15 protein-coding genes are annotated in these 17,416 nt (G+C 69.9%); 9 read left to right on the top strand and 6 right to left on the bottom strand.

The genetic code is table 11. The annotated features are described in order from the left end of the window. Positions 1-123: 123 nt before the first annotated feature. Together ACJ8AT_RS11170 and ACJ8AT_RS11165 are read right to left on the bottom strand one after the other, a co-directional pair. Positions 124-1,464, bottom strand: coding sequence for a hypothetical protein (locus tag ACJ8AT_RS11170; RefSeq protein ID WP_407737662.1), 1,341 nt, complete (start codon positions 1,462-1,464; stop codon positions 124-126). Next, on the bottom strand, positions 1,461-3,563 hold the full coding sequence (locus ACJ8AT_RS11165; RefSeq protein WP_407737661.1) for a hypothetical protein: 2,103 nt from the start codon (positions 3,561-3,563) through the stop codon (positions 1,461-1,463). The genes ACJ8AT_RS11170 and ACJ8AT_RS11165 overlap by 4 nt, the downstream gene beginning before the upstream one ends. Before the next feature lie 333 nt (positions 3,564-3,896). On the opposite strand from ACJ8AT_RS11165, the gene ACJ8AT_RS11160 reads away from it, so the two are divergent. The 3 genes from ACJ8AT_RS11160 to ACJ8AT_RS11150 all read left to right on the top strand — a co-directional run bounded on the left by ACJ8AT_RS11160 (position 3,897) and on the right by ACJ8AT_RS11150 (position 5,643). Further along, positions 3,897-4,133, top strand: coding sequence for a hypothetical protein (locus tag ACJ8AT_RS11160; RefSeq protein ID WP_407737660.1), 237 nt, complete (start codon positions 3,897-3,899; stop codon positions 4,131-4,133). Positions 4,134-4,287: 154 nt separating this feature from the next. Beyond that, the gene (locus ACJ8AT_RS11155) at positions 4,288-4,692 is read left to right on the top strand and encodes a response regulator (RefSeq protein ID WP_407737659.1); all 405 of its coding nucleotides are present in this window, start codon (positions 4,288-4,290) and stop codon (positions 4,690-4,692) included. Positions 4,693-4,854: 162 nt separating this feature from the next. Further along, on the top strand, positions 4,855-5,643 hold the full coding sequence (locus tag ACJ8AT_RS11150) for an FRG domain-containing protein (RefSeq protein ID WP_407737658.1): 789 nt from the start codon (positions 4,855-4,857) through the stop codon (positions 5,641-5,643). Positions 5,644-5,667: 24 nt separating this feature from the next. On the opposite strand, the gene ACJ8AT_RS11145 is transcribed toward ACJ8AT_RS11150, so the two are convergent. The 4 genes from ACJ8AT_RS11145 to ACJ8AT_RS11130 form a co-directional block, all read right to left on the bottom strand. Next, positions 5,668-5,868, bottom strand: coding sequence for a hypothetical protein (locus ACJ8AT_RS11145; RefSeq protein WP_407737657.1), 201 nt, complete (start codon positions 5,866-5,868; stop codon positions 5,668-5,670). 149 nt (positions 5,869-6,017) lie between these two features. Further along, positions 6,018-7,154: an ATP-binding protein gene (locus tag ACJ8AT_RS11140; protein ID WP_407737656.1), complete on the bottom strand. Its 1,137-nt coding sequence runs from the start codon at positions 7,152-7,154 to the stop codon at positions 6,018-6,020. A 5-nt stretch (positions 7,155-7,159) separates the two neighbouring features. Next, positions 7,160-7,609 carry a response regulator gene (locus tag ACJ8AT_RS11135; protein WP_407737655.1) on the bottom strand — a complete coding sequence of 150 codons (450 nt, stop codon included), beginning with the start codon at positions 7,607-7,609 and terminating at the stop codon, positions 7,160-7,162. Then, the gene (locus tag ACJ8AT_RS11130; protein WP_407737654.1) at positions 7,606-10,209 is read right to left on the bottom strand and encodes a PAS domain-containing protein; all 2,604 of its coding nucleotides are present in this window, start codon (positions 10,207-10,209) and stop codon (positions 7,606-7,608) included. The genes ACJ8AT_RS11135 and ACJ8AT_RS11130 overlap by 4 nt, the downstream gene beginning before the upstream one ends. 238 nt (positions 10,210-10,447) lie before the next feature. On the opposite strand from ACJ8AT_RS11130, the gene ACJ8AT_RS11125 reads away from it, so the two are divergent. The 6 genes from ACJ8AT_RS11125 (at position 10,448) to ACJ8AT_RS11100 (ending at position 17,405) form a co-directional block, all read left to right on the top strand. Beyond that, on the top strand, positions 10,448-10,732 hold the full coding sequence (locus ACJ8AT_RS11125) for a DUF427 domain-containing protein (RefSeq protein WP_407737653.1): 285 nt from the start codon (positions 10,448-10,450) through the stop codon (positions 10,730-10,732). A 387-nt stretch (positions 10,733-11,119) separates the two neighbouring features. Then, a complete protein-coding gene (locus ACJ8AT_RS11120; protein WP_407737652.1) occupies positions 11,120-12,910 on the top strand; it encodes a hypothetical protein in 1,791 nt (596 codons plus the stop codon). A gap of 17 nt (positions 12,911-12,927) precedes the next feature. Further along, positions 12,928-13,668, top strand: a complete 741-nt coding sequence (locus ACJ8AT_RS11115) for a hypothetical protein (protein WP_407737651.1) — start codon at positions 12,928-12,930, stop codon at positions 13,666-13,668. A gap of 173 nt (positions 13,669-13,841) precedes the next feature. Beyond that, positions 13,842-15,647, top strand: coding sequence for an acyl-CoA dehydrogenase (locus ACJ8AT_RS11110; protein ID WP_407737650.1), 1,806 nt, complete (start codon positions 13,842-13,844; stop codon positions 15,645-15,647). A gap of 19 nt (positions 15,648-15,666) precedes the next feature. Next, on the top strand, positions 15,667-16,476 hold the full coding sequence (locus ACJ8AT_RS11105; RefSeq protein WP_407737649.1) for a hypothetical protein: 810 nt from the start codon (positions 15,667-15,669) through the stop codon (positions 16,474-16,476). A 179-nt stretch (positions 16,477-16,655) separates the two neighbouring features. After that, the gene (locus tag ACJ8AT_RS11100; RefSeq protein ID WP_407737648.1) at positions 16,656-17,405 is read left to right on the top strand and encodes a hypothetical protein; all 750 of its coding nucleotides are present in this window, start codon (positions 16,656-16,658) and stop codon (positions 17,403-17,405) included. Positions 17,406-17,416 lie beyond the last annotated feature (11 nt).

Here is a 17,416-nt window from a genome sequence, read left to right as displayed (position 1 = left end):
GGGAAAGTGCGCGCCGGGTGAAGGAATGTGCGCTCCGCCTGGCTGCCCGGCGAGCGGCTTGGGCACCGCCTCGTGGCGGGATCCGCCTGAGTGGAGCGGCTCCTCCCACCAGTAGGGACGGGCTCAACCTCGGTGCCGCTCGGCCACGCGGTAGAGCTGGGTGAGCGAGGAGTCCAACAGCGACTGGCGCGAGCGCAGGTAACGGTAGGCGCGGACGAAGGGCAGCCACACCCGCTGGCCCACCCGCACCTGCGCCTCCTCCAGCTTCTTGCGAGGGATCCACTGCCCGCCCAGGTGGCGCACCAGCACCTCTCCCAGGTAGGCCCCGATCGTGGGCACCGCCCGCTGATCGATGAGCTGCCGCTCGAAGGTCTCCGGGAAGTTCTCCAGCCAGAACCCGGCGTCCACGTCGGAGAGTGACTCGGGGGTCTGCTCGAAGACGGAGGGAATGTCGGTGTGGCGCATGGCCACCAGGTACTCGGCCAGCAGCGAGTAGTGCTCCAGGGCCGCCTTCGTGTCCGGCACATCCGAGGGCAGGGCCGCGCTGGCGGGTAACCACTCCTCCGGCTCGGGCGGCTGGTAGGTGTTGAGCTCGGCGATTCGCTGCTGGCGCCTGGCGACGCCGGCCTCGTCCGCCAGCCGGGAGAGCAGGGGCTCCACGTCCGGGTGGAAGCGCGGCTCCACGGGCACGAGGGCGGCGTTGCGCTCATGCAGGGAGCGCAGCACCGTGGCGTAGTCGAGTTCCGGGCGCAGGTGCACCAGCGCGCGGGCCTGAGCCTGACGGGCCTCTTCGCGGGTGAAGTCGGCGGCGGTGGGCCACGTCACCAGCAGAATGGAGCCATTGGGTAACTCCTCCACCCGGTAGGCGGGGGTGGAGAGCATCCGCTCGCGCCCTACTGTTTCTATCAACTGGGGGCCAAACACGTTCAGCCAGCACACCTCGTAGATCTTGTCGAACCCGTCATGCCGGGCGATCTGCTTGTCGCGGCCATAGTAGGGAGCGTCCGCCAGCACCGCGTCTGCCCCACTATGAGCCGAGGCATAGGGCACGGGGTACTGGGAGGACCAGGCGCGCACCAGTTCCACGAACCTCCGGCAGCGCTCCTCTTCGGTGAAGAAAGTAAGCGGCTGCACATGGAGGCTGGCATGCAGTGAGTGGGGAATGGGCAAGAGCGCGAAGCTGACCGACATGTCCACCCAAGGGTATGTGGAGTGAGAGAGGCCGATGAGCGAGCCGGACTTATCGCGTTCCTCCTCCCAGGACTTCCAGACAGCGGCCCGGGTGTACTTGCGGCGACGCTTGCCTTCCACGAAGTCCGGCATCCACTCCCCGGCGTACTCCTCGAGCGCCTGGAAAAAGGGCTCCAACGCGCGTTCAACCTCCATCTGAGGATCGAAGGTTCCATCCCAATAGAGGTCGAGACTGTCTTCGGCCTTCAAGTCTTGCGGCGTCAGCGCCTTCATTGGACGAGCACCTCCACCCCTGGGATCCTCCTCTTCGCTTCGTTCACGGCGTCCTCAAATCTCTGCGGTTTCTCAGGCAGGAGTGCACCGCCCTGGTACACAAGACGGACACGCTGTACCTGCACGGGCCCCTTGAGGGACGGTCGCCGAATGTCTAGCGAGCCCCCGTAATAGTCGAGGGCAGTCTGGGCATCCAGCTTCACCTGTGCCTCCAAGCTCTTGTCCTTGAGTAGCGCGAGGTTGCGGCTCTTGAAGCTGAAGGTCTCCACGCGGGGAGGTTGGCCAGAGGGGGGCCGCTCCTCGATGACGAGCATGTCCGCGTAGCGGATTCCCGGCACACCCGGCTTGGCCACGCCCACGTGCACTTCAATGCGGGGCTGGTTGAAACCTTTGAGCCATTGGCGCTTCGCCAGCGGCAGGCTGGCGTCGGCGCGCAGCAACTCCACCATGGCGCGCTCGAAGGCCAGCCCCCGAGCGAAGGTCCCGTGCATCCGCTCGTAGGCTTCCCATCGCAGCGGCCCTTTCGTGGACTTCCCCTGCTCGAGCTCCGTGAGGCGCTGCTGGCGGTAGGCGCGATAGTCCTCCCACAGGGCGTAGCCCTCCGGCACTCCGGGCGGCGGCGAGGAGAGCGTGGCGCGTAGCTTGTAGAGCAGCGCCACGTCCGCGGGCAGGCGTGGGCCTGGGGCCTCCCACTCGGCCTGTTGGAGCTTGGCCTCCACCACCTCCGCGCTGTAGCCGGCCGCCTCGTCCACCAGCGAGGCCACTCCCCCCAGCGCTCCGCTTGGGGCCACCGTCGGCTCAGGGGCTCCGACGGCCTCGGAGCGGGCCTCGGCCAGCCACGCCTGTGCCCTTGCCACGTTGCCGCGGGCCTCGTACAGCGCAACGGCGGCCGGTTCTCCCCCCGCCCCCACGAATACCGCCGCTTCCCGGCTGGCTCGGATGTAGCGCGCCAGGTCTCCCAGCCCGTCCACCCCCAGCCGCTCGGCCACCTGCCACGCCACGCTCCGCAGCGCCTCCAGCCTCAGCTCTGGCAGTGACAGCCGCGCTCCCTTGCCCTCTGCCACGTAGCGCGCGCCCTTGCCTCCGGCGTACAGCGCCACCACCAGTGCTGCCGGGGCCAGTTCGCGCGTGGCCTCCTCGTACCGCCCCTGCCACAGCTCCTCCAGCCCGTGCGTGGTGCCCACTCCCAGGTGGTAGAAGCCCAGCGGCACTCCGAAGGTGAGCTGGTCGAAGGCGCCCAGCGCCGCGTTGCCGGGAGCGTAGTGCTCGCGCATCAGCTCTCGTTCCAGCTCCGCCTGCGCCTGCTGGTAGGCGGGGGGCATCTGCTGAAGCTGCGCGCTCATTCGCTGGTAGCGCGCCCCGTCACTCGCTGAGCTGCTGTTGAGTGTGTCTGTGGCTGCGTGCCCCAGCCCTCGCAGCACGTCCGAGGCCCGCTCGCCTCGCTCGGGGTAGTCCGAAAGCTTCAGCCTGCGCCGCTCCAGCTCCTGGCGCACCGCCTCCATGCGCCCCAGCGTCTGGCTCAACTGCTTGTCGTGCGCCAGCCGCCGCAGCAGCGCGTCCAGCTCATCGTCGAACGCGGTGTGGACGATGAAGAGGGCGAAGATCTGGGCATTGGCGCCGTAGTCCTGCGTGGCTTTGAGCAGGAAGGAGGCCCGCTTGGCGGTGAGCGCCTGCGAGGCCCTGGCATCCACCAGCGGCCCCAACGCGCCCAGCCGCACCGCGCCCCAATCCCCCAGCCGCTGCACCACCCGCCCCATGTCCACCCCTCGCTGCAACGCGAGGCAGTCCCCGACCGAACGGCACTCCAGGAAGGGGGCCAGCAGCTCCTCATCACTGGAGGCTTCGTCCGGCCAGCCTTCCGGCACCGGGGGGCGGCTTGAAGCGGTGGGCTCATCCAGCTCTGGCCGCGCCTGCTGCGTTCGCGGCCTCGGCTCCGAGCCCCATTTGAGCGCGAGCTCGCGGCGCCGGGCGCGCTGGCGGTAGGCCATGTCCGAGCCGGGCGGCGCGGGCACCGTGGCGCACCCGGTGGCCAGCAGCAGCGCACTGAGCCACAACGCCCTTGCCGCGTGCTCCAGGGGCTTGCCCAGACACGTACGCATCAGAAGCTCCCTCTGCCAGTGGAGCCCCTCACGTTAGAGCACTGCTCCCTTCACCAGCGACGACGCCATGCACGGCGGATGTGCTGGCAGGCGCTGAAGCTCGGCAGGACCGAGCTGGAATGCCTGTTCGCGTGGAGGGCAGCCGGCCCGCCGAGGCTTCCGCCGAGGCCCCGCGCGAAGGAGGCGCCAGGCGCGGCGCCCAGGGAAACTCTCCGGAAGGATGGGCGGAGTTGCCCGGTTGAGAGAGACGTACCTCTCGGGAATGACGCGACGCACCAGCCGTTGGTCCGTGTGCAACGAGGGGATCCAACCGAAAACGCGAGTCTACTCACCATGCCCTGCGCACAGCCGCGACCCACCGCATTCCGCCTGCCCCGGCGCGCGGATCAGTTCAGCATCGAAGAGCACCGCAACGTCCACTGCCGCCACTACAGCGCGTGCGTGGATGTCGCCGTTCACGAGGATTGGGAGAGCTTCACCTGCGCCAAGTGCCCCCTGTTCCAAGAGGACAAGGCGCCTGGCGCGGACTCCTACGCCTTCAACCAGCCCGCCGACTCGGGCCGGCCCTAAGCCCGGGCCCCTGGCCAGCAGACGAGCCTCTCCGGCGCGTAATGCGAGGGGACGAGGCCTCGAAGCCACGGGGTTGTTCTGCATCGGCAGGCGTGAGTCGGACGGCGGCCCTGCCCATGTCCTTCCCGCGTCCGTGGATGAGGTGAGCCCCCGTATGCCGCGCCCTGTGGTCATCCTGGCTGAAGATGATGCCGACGTGCGCGAGACGGTGGCGGCTCTGCTCGAGCAGGAGGGCTACCGCGTGGTGCCCTGCCCCAATGCCTTCACCGCCCTGCGCGCCTTCTTCACCGAGCCGCGCGTGGACGTGCTGCTGCTGGACTGGGTGCTGCCCGACATCGAGGGGCGGGATTTGATCCGCCTGCTCCACAGCCAGCGCGAGCTGGCGGAGCTGCCCGTGGTGCTGACCACGGGCTTGGACCTGGAGATGCCGAGCTTCGAGGGAGCGGTGTGCCTGCTGCGCAAGCCCTTCTCCGCGCCGGAGCTGCTGCGCATCCTGCACGCGCTCACCCACCATGGCCACGGAGAGCCTCCCAGCACGAGCTGCTGCCAGGTGGCTTGAGCCCCGGCAGCCTGTGCGGTGCCACACGCTCGGCGCGCTGGGGTGTGGGCTGGTGCACGCCTCGCCGCCGCCTCTGTGGGGTGGCCCACGCATCCGCGCCGGTGCGGACTGGCTGACGCCACGGGGACATGAATACTGGTGCTCGGCGACCCAAGAGCCCGTGTGAGAGAGCACCGCGTCAATAACTGGATCGAGCTGCAGGAGGCGCTCTTCGCGGGCTCGTGGAACGAGGACCTCCGCCGCTTCCGCCCGAGCTTCGCCTTCCGGGGCGTGCCCGACGCGCGGCATGATCTCTCCACCTCGCTCAATCGCCACGAGGGGGCCTTCGCCGCGCACGAGAGGGATCTGCTGCGCGCCTTCCGCAAGTACGCGCGCGAGGGCTCCCAGCCCTGCGAGTCCATCTGGGATTGGCTGGCGCTGGCGCAGCACCACGGACTGCCCACGCGGCTGCTGGACTGGACGTTCAGCCCCTATGTCGCGCTCCACTTCCTGACGGAGGATCCGGAGCGGTACGACGTGGACGGGGCGGTGTGGTGCGTGGACTACCACGAGACGAACCGGCTGCTGCCCAAGCCCCTCCAGAAGCAGCTCGAGGAGGAGGGCGCGGATGTCTTCACGGCGGAGATGCTCGCGGCGGTGGCCACGGAGCTGCCGGCGTTCGATCGGCTGACGAAGCACCCCTTCGTGCTCTTCTTCGAGCCGCCATCCCTGGACGACCGCATCGTGAACCAGTTCGCGCTGTTCTCGGTGATGAACGGCCCGCTGCTGCGGCTGGACACGTTCCTGGAGAGCCAGAAGAAAGGCGTGAGCCGGCTCATCGTCCCGGCCTCGCTCAAGTGGGAGGTCCGGGACAAGCTGGATCAGGCGAACGTGACGGAGCGCGTGCTCTTCCCCGGGCTGGACGGGCTGAGCCGCTGGCTGCGGCGCTACTACAGCCCGCGCCCGAAGTGAGCCACGCGCTCCGCGCCCTCTGCCTCAGGGGTTGACGTAGCGGGCGTGGATCGGATGCGTCGGGTCGGAGGTGATGTCGCCCGTCAGCCCCGCCTCGCGCTCCCGCTGCGTGCGGTTCAGGGCTTCCCTCTCGGCCTTGTTGGCCGAGGCTCCGAAGAACAGGGTCACCACCACGATTCCGAGGAAGATGAGGACGCCCAGCACCGCGGACCAGACAATGAGCATGACCTGACCTCGCTTTCGAGAACGATGGGCCCACAGGCCCTGGCTCTCAAAGGATGGGGATGGCGCGGGCGTATGTCCCATCCCTTGCCGCTGCCCCTCGTCCGCCTGCTGGGGAGACGGGCCGCTTGCGCCATCCGCCTGCGGTGGCTTCAGGGCTGGGAACTCACCGCCTGCGCGTGGCGCGGCAGGACCATCCAGAAGCGCGTGCCATCCGCCTCGGTGGACGTCACGCGCAGCGTGCCCCCGTGAGCGCGGACGATCTCGTGGGTGATGTAGAGCCCCAGCCCCAGGCCCGTACGCGTCGCGTTGCTCTTGCCCTCGACGCCTCGCACGAAGGGATCGAAGATCTGCGGCAGCCGCTCCGGGGGAATGGGCAGACCCAGGTTGTGCACCTGCACGTAGACCCCGTCCCCGTCATCCCGCGCGGACACCTCCACCGGGCTATCCTCGGGCGAGTACTGCACCGCGTTGCCCACCAGGTTGGAGGCCGCCTGGGCAATGCGATCCGCGTCCCAGTCCCCCCACCCGTTGCCTGACAGGCTCAGCACGAAGCGCCGCTGCGGGTGCGCCACCTCCAGCTCCTCCACCACCTGCCGCAGCACGTCGTGCAGGTTCATCCGCGCCCGGTTCACCGGGTAGCCGCCTCCCAGCCGGGCCCGGGTGAAGTCCAGCAAGTCGTTGATCATCCGCGCCATCCGATCCGAGGAGATGGAGATGCGGTTGATGGCCTTGCGCTGGGGCTCGGTGAGGCCGCCGTAGCGCAGCAGCAGCCCCGCGTTGCCGGAGATGGCATTCAGGGGGTTGCGCAGATCATGTCCCAGGATGGCCAGGAACTGCTCGCGGAAGAGGGCCGTCTGCCGCTGGGCCTCCTCGCGCTTGAGCCCCTCCTCCACCCGCTTGCGCTCGATGGCGTAGCGCAGCGCGCGCACCAGCAGCGGCCCCGTCACCTGCCCCTTCACCAGGTAGTCCTGCGCGCCCTGGTGCACCGCCTGCACCGCGAGCTGCTCGTCATCCGTGCCCGTGAGCACCACCACCGGCACCATCGGCGCCACCTGCAACAGCCGCGAGATGTTGCCCAGCCCGTGGCCGTCCGGCAGCGACAGATCCAACAGCATCGCGTCCAGCTTCGCCTCGCGCACCACGCGCTCGGCGTCCGCCAGCCGCAGCACGTGCAAGACCTCGATGCGCGCGGAAGGGACGTCCTTCAACTCCTCTTGGATGAGGCGGGCATCCGCCGGGTTGTCCTCCACCAACAGCACGCGCAGGAGTTGCTCTTGAGGGGGCATGGTTCTCAGTCTTTCGGCGGCAGCCGTACCACCGCGAGCCAGAATTCATCAATGGAGCGGACCACGTCGATGAACTGGTCCAGATCCACTGGCTTGGTGATGTAGCAGTTGGCGTGCAAGTCGTAGGTGCGGAGGATGTCCTCCTCGGCCTTGGAGGTGGTGAGGACCACCACGGGGATGCGCCGCAGCACCGGATCCTCCTTGATCTCCGCCAGCACCTCGCGCCCATCCTTCCGGGGCAGGTTCAGGTCCAGCAGGATCAGATCCGGCCGCGGGGCCCCCCCGTAGGGGCCCTGGCGCCGCAGGAAGGCCAGCGCCTCCGCCCCATCCTTCGCGACGGAGAGGCTGTTGCGCACCTTGCCCTCCTTGAGGGCTTCGATGGTCAACCTCACGTCGCCGGGGTTGTCCTCGACGAGGAGAATCTCAATGGGCCTTCCGTGTGCTTCAGCCGTCATGCCTGGAAATCCTTGGGTGGGGCGCCAGCCTCGGGCGTCGCGGGCAGGGTAAACCAGAACGTGGAGCCCTGCCCCGGCTGAGACTCCACGCCGATGCGCCCTCCGTGGCGCTCGACGATCTTCTTGCAGATGGCCAGGCCAATGCCCGTGCCCGGGTACTCCTCGCGGCCATGCAGGCGCTGGAAGATGATGAAGATGCGCTCGAAGTACTGGGGATCGATGCCCAGCCCCTGGTCCTTCACCGTGAAGCGCCACCAGTCCGGGCCCTGGGGCTCGACACCCACCTCCACGCGCGGGGGGGCGTCGCCGTGGAACTTCAGCGCGTTGCTCAACAGGTTCTGGAAGAGCTGGGCCAGCTGCGTCTCATCCGCGAGCACTCGGGGCAGCGGCGCGGCCTTCACCTCGCCATGCGACTCCTCGATCGCGGCGCGCAGGTTGTCCACCGCGCGGCGGAGCGCCTGGCCCGCGTCGCACGGGGTGAACTCCCGGCCCCGGGTGCCCACGCGCGAGTAGGTCAGCAGATCCTGGATGAGCCGCTGCATCCGGTTCACCCCGTCCACCGCGTAGCCGATGAACTCGTCCGCGTCCGAGTCCAGCTTGCCCCGGTAGCGCCGCGCCAGGAGCTGGGTGTAGCTGGCCACCATGCGCAGGGGCTCCTGCAAGTCGTGCGAGGCCACGTAGGCGAACTGCTGCAGCTCCTCGTTGGAGCGGGCCAGCTCCGTGACGTGCTGGCGCAGGGCCTCCTCGGCGCGGAGGCGCTCCACACCCTGGGTGATGATCTCGGCCACCGCGGCGAGCACGTCCGTGGTCTCCCGGGCGATGGGCTGCGCGCCGAAGACGGCGAACACCCCCATGAGCTGCTCGCCCAGCACCAGCGGGTAGCCGGCGAACGACTTCAGCCCCTCGCGGGCCGCCCAGTCCGGATCGGTCGCCCAGACATCGTGCCGCAGATCATCCGTCACATGCGGGCGGCGCTCCTGGGCAATGCGGCCAATCTTGAACCGGCCCACGGGGATGCGCGCGTGCTCCCTCTCCACATAGGTGGCGCTCCCGGCGCTGGCCCACAGGCGCAGCTCCTGGCTGTCGCGCTCCAGCAGCCACACCCGCGCCAGGGAGAAGCCCAGGTGCCGCACCAGCGCCTCACAGGCCCCCTTGAGCATCTGGCCCTGGGTGCCCGGCTGCACCAGCGAGGCCTTCACGTCCGCCAGCAGCGCCTCGTGGCGCCGAGCGGTCTGCTCGGCCTGGAGGCTCCGGGCGGCGGCCTCGGCCGTGCGCTGCGCGGTGAGATCGATGTTGGCGCCCACCCACTCGCGCACGGTGCCATCGGCGCCGCGCACCGGCACCGCGCGCGCCAGCGTGATGCTGTAGCTGCCGTCCGGCCGACGCAGGCGGTACTCCACCTCGTACGGGAGCTGCCGTGCCACGGCCTCGGCCCACGCGCGCTGGGCCCCTGGCTGATCCTCCGGGTGGATGGCATCGAGCCAGCCGCTGCCCTTCCACTGCTCGTAACTCTGGCCGGTGAAGGCGCGCCAGGAAAGAGAGTCCCCCGCGACCGTGCCGTCCGGGCGCGTCACCCATACCGCCTGGGCGGAGGCGGTGACGAGGGAGCGGAAGCGCTCCTCGGCATGCAGGGCCTCGCGGTAGAGCCGGGCGTTGTCCACCGCCAGGGCGGCACGGGTGGCGAGCTGCTCGGCGAGGGTGAAGTCCTCCTGGGTGAAGCGGCGGCGGGACTCGGCGTTGACCAGCGAGAGCGCCCCCAGCGTGCGCCCACGGGCCGTCAGCGGCAGGATCATGGCCGAGCGCAGCCCCAGCTCCCGGGCGATGCGCAGGTGCTCGGCGTCGCGGGAGCCGGCCACCAGCAGCTCGTCCGGAATGTCCGGGAGGAACTCCGGCCGGCCGGTGCGGATGACCTCCAGCACGCCGTGCGGATCCTCCGGGCGCGGCGGGTAGCGCTCCCGCAGCTCCTTGGCATAGCGCACCTTGGCCGGGTCCACGTGGGCCACGCCCACCTGGCGCGTGGTGCCATCCTCGTTGACGATCTCGATGCCACACCAGTCCCCCAGGCCGGGCACCGCCAGCCGGGCGAGGGCCTCGAGCGTGGCCTCATAGTCCAGCGAGGAGGCCAGCAGCGTCCCCGCCTCGGCCAGGAAGCGCTTGGAGTCCGCGGCGCGCTTCTGCTCGTCGATGTCCGTGCAGGTGCCGAACCACTTGGCGATGCGCCCGCTGGCGTCCCGCACCGGCAGCGCCCGGCCGAGGAACCAGCGGTAGACGCCATCATGGCGGCGGCAGCGATATTCGATCTCGTAGGGCTCGCCCGTGCGCAGCGAGTGGTGCCAGCGCCGCAGCGTCTCCGGCATGTCGTCCGGGTGGAAGAGCCCCTGCCAGCCCTCACCCTGTGACTGGCCGGGCTCGAGGCCCGTGTAATCGTACCAGCGCTGGTTGTAGTACTCGTGGTAACCATCCGGGCGGGTGATCCACACGATCTGGGGAACAGCCTCCGCGAGCTGGCGGAAGGTCTCGCTGATGCTACCGTCGGCCAGACCCTCGGTGACAGGGTCCACCGCCAGCGCCGTGTTCACGTGGGACGGGGGAGTATCCATCGGTGTACCCGACGGTAACAGTGGGCCTGTCCCGGTCCCTTTCAGCCAGAAACAACCTTTTCTCCAGGTGACAATTGCTCTGGGGTGCGAACCGACCTCGAAGAGGGCAAGCTTCCGGGCCACTGCCCGCCTCCCGCTCCCAGGTTCCGGCGGACAGGCTTCCGTCAATGGACGAGGCAGGAAAACCGGGCTGGCGCGGCCCACGGCCCCCGAGCAGAACCTTCACAGGAGACGACTCATGGCCAAGGCAGTGTGGAATGGCACCGTGCTCGCCGAGAGCGAGAAGTACGAGGTGGTGGAAGGCAACGTCTATTTCCCCCCGGACGCCCTCCGCGGCGAGCGGCTGCGCGCGAGCACCACGCACACCACGTGTCCGTGGAAGGGCGTGGCCAGCTACTACGACGTGGTGGTGGACGGTCAGGTGAACAAGGACGCGGCCTGGTACTACCCCGAGCCCAAGGACGCGGCCCGCAACATCCGCGGCCACGTGGCCTTCTGGAAGGGCGTGCAAGTCGAGCGCTAAGTCATCGGGGCTCAGGCTTTTCAGGGGGCTGAGCCGAGCTCTACCTCTCGCCTGATGTTCCCACGTTCATCCTGCTGGACGTGCCCATTGTACGTGAGTTAGTCCAGGTGGAGGGCCGCGCCCGCTTCGCCAGAGTCGAGGCCCGTTGGGGTTGCGGTGAGGCCCTGTTCGACGTGTCGAAAGCCTCGCCCAACGTGTCGGTGGTGCCCCCCGTGTCCGAACGTTTGGACAGCCCCCTCCCTTATCCAAACGGTTCTCGGGGGACAGCGGACCGGAGCCTCCCCCGCGGGGCGTCCTGCGGTGAAGCACGGGCGCCACCCGGCGGCTCCTCCTCTTGCCCGGGGCAGCCCTCTAGCCTGAGCCCCTCCTCACAAGAAGGGGTGATCCATGCTGCTGTGGCGAAGGCTCTGCAAGGCCGTCTTGCTGCTGGCAGTGCTCGTCGCGCCCAGGGCGCACGCCGCTGACGAGACGGGCCCGGTGCGGGCCGTGGTGGAGGCGGCAGTCTCGCACGGCAGCGCGCTGAGCGGCCCCTGGGCGCCGCGCACCTCATACAGCGCGAGCCTGTGGGGCCTGGGGCCAGCGGGCCAGGGGCTCGGGGCGCGCTTGAGTTGGCTGCCACCGGCCCCCTCCACCGCAGCTGGGGAGCTGTCCACGGACGCGCTGGCGCGCTTCACCGGCGAGGGGCCGCTGTACTTCAAGGCCGTGAGTGGAGCGGCCTTCACCCCTGGCTCCTGGATGTCTCCCCGGCTGCGCGCGGGCGGTGAAGTCGGAGTGCACGCCATCCGTGGGAGCATCGGGCTGGAGCTGGGCGTGGGGGGCGTGTACGCGTTCGCGCCCTCCCAACTCGCGCATGGGGAAGGGAGAGTCTCCCTCGGGGTGGGCCTGCTCTTCGGCTTCGGCCCACCGCCCCGTGCGCCTGCCCTGGCCCCGCCCCAGCGCGCCTGGGCGCAGCAGGCCGCCACCCCTCCGGCAAGCGCCTTGCCGCCCCAAGCCCTGGGCCCCTTGTCGACAGCCCAGGGGAGCACGCCGGGGCTCACGCCCGCTCCCTGGGAGGTGGAGCCCGCCTCTTCCCCACCGGGGGATGTGATTCAGCAGATTCTTCTGCTGCGAAAGCCTTGGGACGTCCAGCGCTGGTGGGACGCGGGCCCCGGGCAGGACGTACCGCACTGGAGCCACCCTCTGTCCGAGTGGGAGCTCAAGTACCTCCAGGCCATGAGCGCGCAGACGGTGCCCGAACCCCTCCGCATGGGGCCACCGGTGACGCCCGAGCGCCTCACCCCACAGCAGCGCCAGGACATGGCGCCGCTGCTGGGCACCGGAGCCGCCGCCGCCCAGGGCTATGCCCACTGGGAGAACCGGCGGCGCATCGTCACGCACTACGTGCTCACCCACCCGGTCACCGTTGGGTACCAACTGCTGCTGTATGGGGCGTCGAGGGACATCAACCCGCTGCACTTCGCGCTGGAGCGCGGCTGGCAGATGGCCAGCGGCCAGGAGCTGTTCACCGCCCGCCCGGTGTCCCAGCTGGGCGCGGCCCAGGAGTTCTTCACGGCGCTGGCGGCGGGAGTGGCTGCTGGCGAGTTGATGACCGCCACGCGGCCGGTGCCCGGGTGGGCGGCCCCGCAGCCCGTGGAGCCGCTGGGCCCGGGCAACGCGAAGGCTCCTCCCGCGCCGCCGAGAATCGCGGCGCCTGCTCCAGAACCCGCTCCGGCGCCTGCCCCAGAGCCCGCTCCGGCGCCAGCACCGCCCCCCCCAGCGCCAAGCCCGCTCGCGCCCTCTCCGGAGCTGGTCCAAGCCCTCACGGGCAAAAACCCGACGCCCCAGGTGCCCGCTGGCCCACGCTTGCCCCGGGACGTCGCCGTCAAGCCGGATGTACCAGGGCCACTCAAGACGGGTCGCCCCATCAGCCCCAGCCCCGGGCAAAATGCGCAACTCCAGGCGGACATCAAGTACCTGAAGGAGCTACGCGCCGAGAACATCCGGGTCAATCAGCAGCAACTGACGCTCGATAACGGCCAGCGCGTGGGCATCAATCGGCCGGACCTGCAATTCGACTTTCAGGGCCGCCGCTATTATGTGGAGTACGACTCACATGCTTCGGACCGTGGCCTTGGCCACCAATCGCGCCTGACCGCCAATGACCCGGACGCCGAGATCATTCTCATCATCGTCCCTTGAGGAGGAGGCGGGCCTGAATGACGCAAGAGATGAAGGGCCTGCTGCTGGAGGACCGCTGGGCGCCTGTCACTTCGGAGATGGGCTTTCTGGAACTGGGGGCCGAGCAGGCGGCGCAAGCCTTCGCCGCCTGGGAGCGAGGGCTGCTGACGCCCCGTGGCATCTCCGTGGAGGTGCTCCCCGTCACGGGCCGCTTGGAGCAAGTGCTCTCCCGCCTACTGCCCCTGATCAGTGGGGAGAGGCGGCGGCACCTATTCATCCCCACGCGCAGCGCCTGGACCGCCTACGTCTCCGACCAGTGGACGGGGACGGATGCCGCCAGCCCCATGAGCGTCATGGCCTGGAGGCTGAGCATCCGGTGCCTGCGGGTGGTCGCCGTGCCCCACACGCTGCGCAAGAATCAAGGTGTCCGCTATGGTGCGGTGATGCTGGATGTGTTCGGCCCAGAGCAGCCAGGGAAACTCAACAACTATGTGCGCGCCATCGAGGTGGCCAATGATGGGGGCCACTGGGTTTTCGAGCAGGAGGGTGAGCCCTTCCCCTTTGAGCAGGTGGAGCGGTACCAGGCACGCAAGGTGAGGGACCGCTTCACCTTTGAGATGCTCAAGGACTACCTGCGCCACCTGGGGCTGTCCCCCTTCGAGGAGGACTTCTACATGCCTCCGGGCACCCGCGCCTGGCTCATCCAGAAGACAGGCCCCTTCACCACCGTGGGGCGGGAGTACACGCTGGAGGAGGTCCGCGCCGCCCGCGTGTTGTGACGCACCATTGGCCCCCCATGTCCAAACGTTTGGACAGCCCCCCTTATCCAAACGGTTCTTGGGGAGCGGCGGGCCGGAGCCTCCCCTGCGGGGCGTCCGGCGGCGAAGCACGGGCACCACCCGGCGGCTCCTCCTCTTGCCCGGGGCAGCCCTCTCCATAGACTGGCCCACCGATGACCTCCTCCGGCACCAACCCGCTGCTGTCCGATCGCGACGTCCGCTTCCAGCTCTTCGAGGTGCTCGACGCCGCGGGCCTCTGCGCCCTGCCCGCCTTCTCCGAACACTCGCCAGAGACGTTCGAGCTGCTGCTGGGCAACGTGAGCCGGTTCGCCCGCGAGGTGCTCTTCCCCACCTACCGGCTGATGGACGCCGAGCCTCCCTCCTTCCGCGAGGGGCGCGTCCACGTGCACCCGCTCATGCGCCGGCTCTACCCGCGGATGGTGGAGCTGGGACTGCTGACGGCCACGCGTCCCGCCGAGGTGGGCGGGCAGCAACTGCCCATGACCGTCGCCTCGGTGGCCTCCGCGTACCTCATGGCGGCCAACGCCAGCGCCTACGGCTACCTGGGGCTCACCATCGGCGCGGCGCACCTGCTGGAGGTGTTCGGCACGCCCTGGCTGCGCGAGCACTTCATGGCCCGCCTCTATAGCGGCGAGTGGACCGGCACCATGGCCCTCACCGAGCCGCAGGCGGGCAGCAGCCTCGCGGACGTGAAGACGCGCGCCACGCCCGGGCCGGATGGCACGTACCGCATCTCCGGCTCGAAGATCTTCATCAGCGGCGCGGACCAGGACTTCACCGAGAACGTGGTGCACCTCACGCTGGCGCGCATCGAGGGGGCGCCTCCGGGCACGCGCGGCATCTCGCTCTTCGCCGTGCCCACCCGCCGTCCCGAGGGCGGCCGGCTGGTGGACAATGACGTGCAGGTGGCCGGCGTCATCCACAAGGTCGGCTGGCGAGGCATCCCCAGCTGCGTGCTCAACTACGGCGAGGCGGGGGACTGCCGGGGCTGGCTGGTGGGGCCGGAGCACCGGGGCCTGGCCTGCATGTTCCAGATGATGAACGAGGCGCGCATCATGGTGGGCCTCAACGGCGTGTCCACCGCGGCGGTGGCGTACCAGGAGGCGCTGGACTACGCGCGCAGCCGCCCGCAGGGCCGTCCCGCCTGGGCGAAGGACGCCACCCAGCCGCAGGCCTCCATCATCGAGCACGCGGACGTGCGGCGGATGCTGCTGCGCCAGAAGGCCATCGTGGAGGGAGGGCTGTCGCTGCTGCTGACCGCCTCGTGGCAGGCGGATCTCGAGGGCCACTCGAGGGACGAGGAGACCCGCCGGCGCGCGGGCCTCCTGTTGGATCTGCTCACGCCCATCGCCAAGACGTTCCCGGCGGAGAAGGGCTACGAGGCCAACGCGCTCGCGCTCCAGGTGCACGGCGGCTACGGCTACTCCAGCGAGTACCTGCCCGAGGCATGGCTGAGGGACCAGAAGCTCAACAGCATCCACGAGGGCACCACGGGCATCCAGGGCCTGGATCTGCTCGGGCGCAAGGTGATGGCGGCCGGGGGCGAGGCGCTGCGGATCTTCTCCGAGGAGGTAGCGGCCACGGTGGCCCGCGCACGCCAGGCTGGAGTGGAGGCGGGCTGGTGCGAGGGCATGGAGCGGGCCCTGGGCGCGGTGGCGGAGCTCACGCTCTCGCTGGGCGCCATGGGCATGGCGGGCGAGGTGGAGCAGATGCTGCGCCACAGCGCGGACTACATGGAGCTGTTCTCCATCGTCGCCGTGGCGTGGCGGTGGCTCGCCCAGGCGGCGGCCGCGCGGGAGGGGCTCGCGCGGGGAGGCTCGGAGCGGGATTTCTATGAGGGTAAGCTGTGCGCGGCGCAGTATTGGTTCGCGGTGGAGGTGCCGCGCGTGCCCCACCTGATAGAGCTCTGCCGCTCGTGTGAGGACTCGTATACCCGCATGCACCCGGAGTGGTTCTGAGCCTGTATAAGAGGGATCCGTGTCTGTCTCTTTTCACCTGTGCCAGCCAGGCCGAGGCGCCTCGTGTGGCGCCTGCTGCGGCCTGTACAACTTCCGAGACCACTCCCGCGCCGCGCTGACCGAGCGGCTCGCCGAGCAGACCGCCCAGCTGCGCCACGTCCCCAAGGAGCAGGGCGCCTGGCGCGCCGCGGCTCGCAACATTGTCGAGTCCCGCAGCGAGGCGCCCCTGTTCTCCGCCGTGCGCGTGTGCCCCCTGCTGGGCTTCCTCGACGAGGAGCAACGCCGGGTGGGCTGCCTGGGGCACCCGAAGGTGACGGGCGGGGTGGATCTTCGCGACTGCGGCGTCTACCGCGCCTCCATCTGCGAGACGTTCACCTGCCCTTCCTTCGGCTGGCTCGAGGATGGCCAGGCGCGGCTCGTCGAGGCGGCGTGCCAGGACTGGTACCTCTATGGCCTCGTCATCACGGACGTGGAGTTCGTGCGCGGCTGCCTGCGCCTCATCGAGCGCGAGCTGGCAGGCCCGGCCCAGCCGGAGAAGCTGATGGCCCAGCCCGCGGCGCTGGCGGCCGTGCGGCGCCTCTTCGCGCTGAAGGAGACGGCGGCCGGCCGCAGCCCCCACGCTCCCATCTTCGGCCGCTTCACCCCGGACACCGAGGGCGAGCCCGTCTCCCGCACGCTCAACTACGCGCGGCTGGGCGTGCGCGCCGCCCCCGAGGACGATGTGGTGCTGTGCCTGGGCTACGATCCGGATGACGCCGCCATGATCACCGCGGCGCGCGAGCGGGTCCGCCTCCACGTCCGCGCCGTGGCGCGTGCCCTGATGGACTGAGCGCTGTCCACTGAGCCACGGAGGGAGGGAAACTCCTTCCCCACGGGTGGAGCTTCCCGCCGCCCGCAACTGTCTCCGGGTGGAAGAAGGCGCCCCTCTCCCCTCTGTCCCGAGCCTGGGCCCGCTGCTTGCAATCTGGAGCCGGCAGGAACCAGTTTACCCACATCGGGGAGGTCAGGATGGGGCGTCGTTGGGGATGGATGGGAATGGTGGGGGTGTGCGCGCTGCTGACGGGGTGCCAGGAGCGCGAGCGCCACGAGCAGGCAGGGTTCATCGCGGCGCGGGCTCCGGCTCCGTCGCGGCCGAACGGGAGCACCTCGCAGGAGCGGGCGAGCATGGAGCCCATGACAACCCCCGTGGCGCAGCAGCCCCTGGCACAGCCGGCGGCGCCAGCTCCAGCGCCGGCCACGCCTGGTGCACAGGGCATGGCTTCGGCCCAGGGGACGGCTCCGGCCCAGGCGGGGACGAGCCCCCGGGCGAACACTCCGCGCTCGAACACCGGGGCTCCAGCGGCGCCAGCGCCAGCTCGCCGCGGCACCACGGTCACCGAGTCGGCCACGCAGAACGCTCCCGAGGGCCGGGTGATGATCGGCCTCGAGGCCGTCCAGGCGAGTGACAATGAGGCCTGGTACGAGGGCGCGGCCAAGGCGGCCAAGGCAGCGCGGCAGAACGACTCGGTGCCGCTGGATCGCGTGGTCATCGCCACTGGCACGGTGGATGGCCGGGTCACCCGCGTGGAGCGAGGCACGGTCCACGTGCGCGACAACGAGGGCAACGTGTACCAGCTCCGCATCGACAAGCGGACCCGGGGGCTGCGCGAGGGCCAGAACGTCCCGCTGCGCCAGCTCGAGGAGGGCACGCCGGTGCGCGCCTCGTTCGATCTCGTCGGCGGCAGCAGCATCGCGCGGGACATCGAGGTCCGCCGCTGAGCCTGGAGCCA

Origin of the sequence: Hyalangium sp., assembly GCF_045802625.1 — a bacterium.
Lineage (GTDB): Bacteria > Myxococcota > Myxococcia > Myxococcales > Myxococcaceae > Hyalangium.
This window is presented reverse-complemented; position numbering and strand designations above follow the sequence as displayed.

Excerpts from the sequence above, each read along its gene's own strand:
- ACJ8AT_RS11135 (WP_407737655.1), bottom strand. The coding sequence starts at position 7,609 with ATGACGGCTGAAGCACACGGAAGGCCCATTGAGATTCTCCTCGTCGAG.
- ACJ8AT_RS11165 (WP_407737661.1), bottom strand. The coding sequence starts at position 3,563 with ATGCGTACGTGTCTGGGCAAGCCCCTGGAGCACGCGGCAAGGGCGTTG.
- ACJ8AT_RS11160 (WP_407737660.1), top strand. The coding sequence starts at position 3,897 with ATGCCCTGCGCACAGCCGCGACCCACCGCATTCCGCCTGCCCCGGCGC.
- ACJ8AT_RS11155 (WP_407737659.1), top strand. The coding sequence starts at position 4,288 with ATGCCGCGCCCTGTGGTCATCCTGGCTGAAGATGATGCCGACGTGCGC.
- ACJ8AT_RS11110 (WP_407737650.1), top strand. The coding sequence starts at position 13,842 with ATGACCTCCTCCGGCACCAACCCGCTGCTGTCCGATCGCGACGTCCGC.
- ACJ8AT_RS11115 (WP_407737651.1), top strand. The coding sequence starts at position 12,928 with ATGACGCAAGAGATGAAGGGCCTGCTGCTGGAGGACCGCTGGGCGCCT.
- ACJ8AT_RS11130 (WP_407737654.1), bottom strand. The coding sequence starts at position 10,209 with ATGGATACTCCCCCGTCCCACGTGAACACGGCGCTGGCGGTGGACCCT.
- ACJ8AT_RS11125 (WP_407737653.1), top strand. The coding sequence starts at position 10,448 with ATGGCCAAGGCAGTGTGGAATGGCACCGTGCTCGCCGAGAGCGAGAAG.
- ACJ8AT_RS11140 (WP_407737656.1), bottom strand. The coding sequence starts at position 7,154 with ATGCCCCCTCAAGAGCAACTCCTGCGCGTGCTGTTGGTGGAGGACAAC.
- ACJ8AT_RS11120 (WP_407737652.1), top strand. The coding sequence starts at position 11,120 with ATGCTGCTGTGGCGAAGGCTCTGCAAGGCCGTCTTGCTGCTGGCAGTG.
- ACJ8AT_RS11100 (WP_407737648.1), top strand. The coding sequence starts at position 16,656 with ATGGGGCGTCGTTGGGGATGGATGGGAATGGTGGGGGTGTGCGCGCTG.
- ACJ8AT_RS11170 (WP_407737662.1), bottom strand. The coding sequence starts at position 1,464 with ATGAAGGCGCTGACGCCGCAAGACTTGAAGGCCGAAGACAGTCTCGAC.
- ACJ8AT_RS11145 (WP_407737657.1), bottom strand. The coding sequence starts at position 5,868 with ATGCTCATTGTCTGGTCCGCGGTGCTGGGCGTCCTCATCTTCCTCGGA.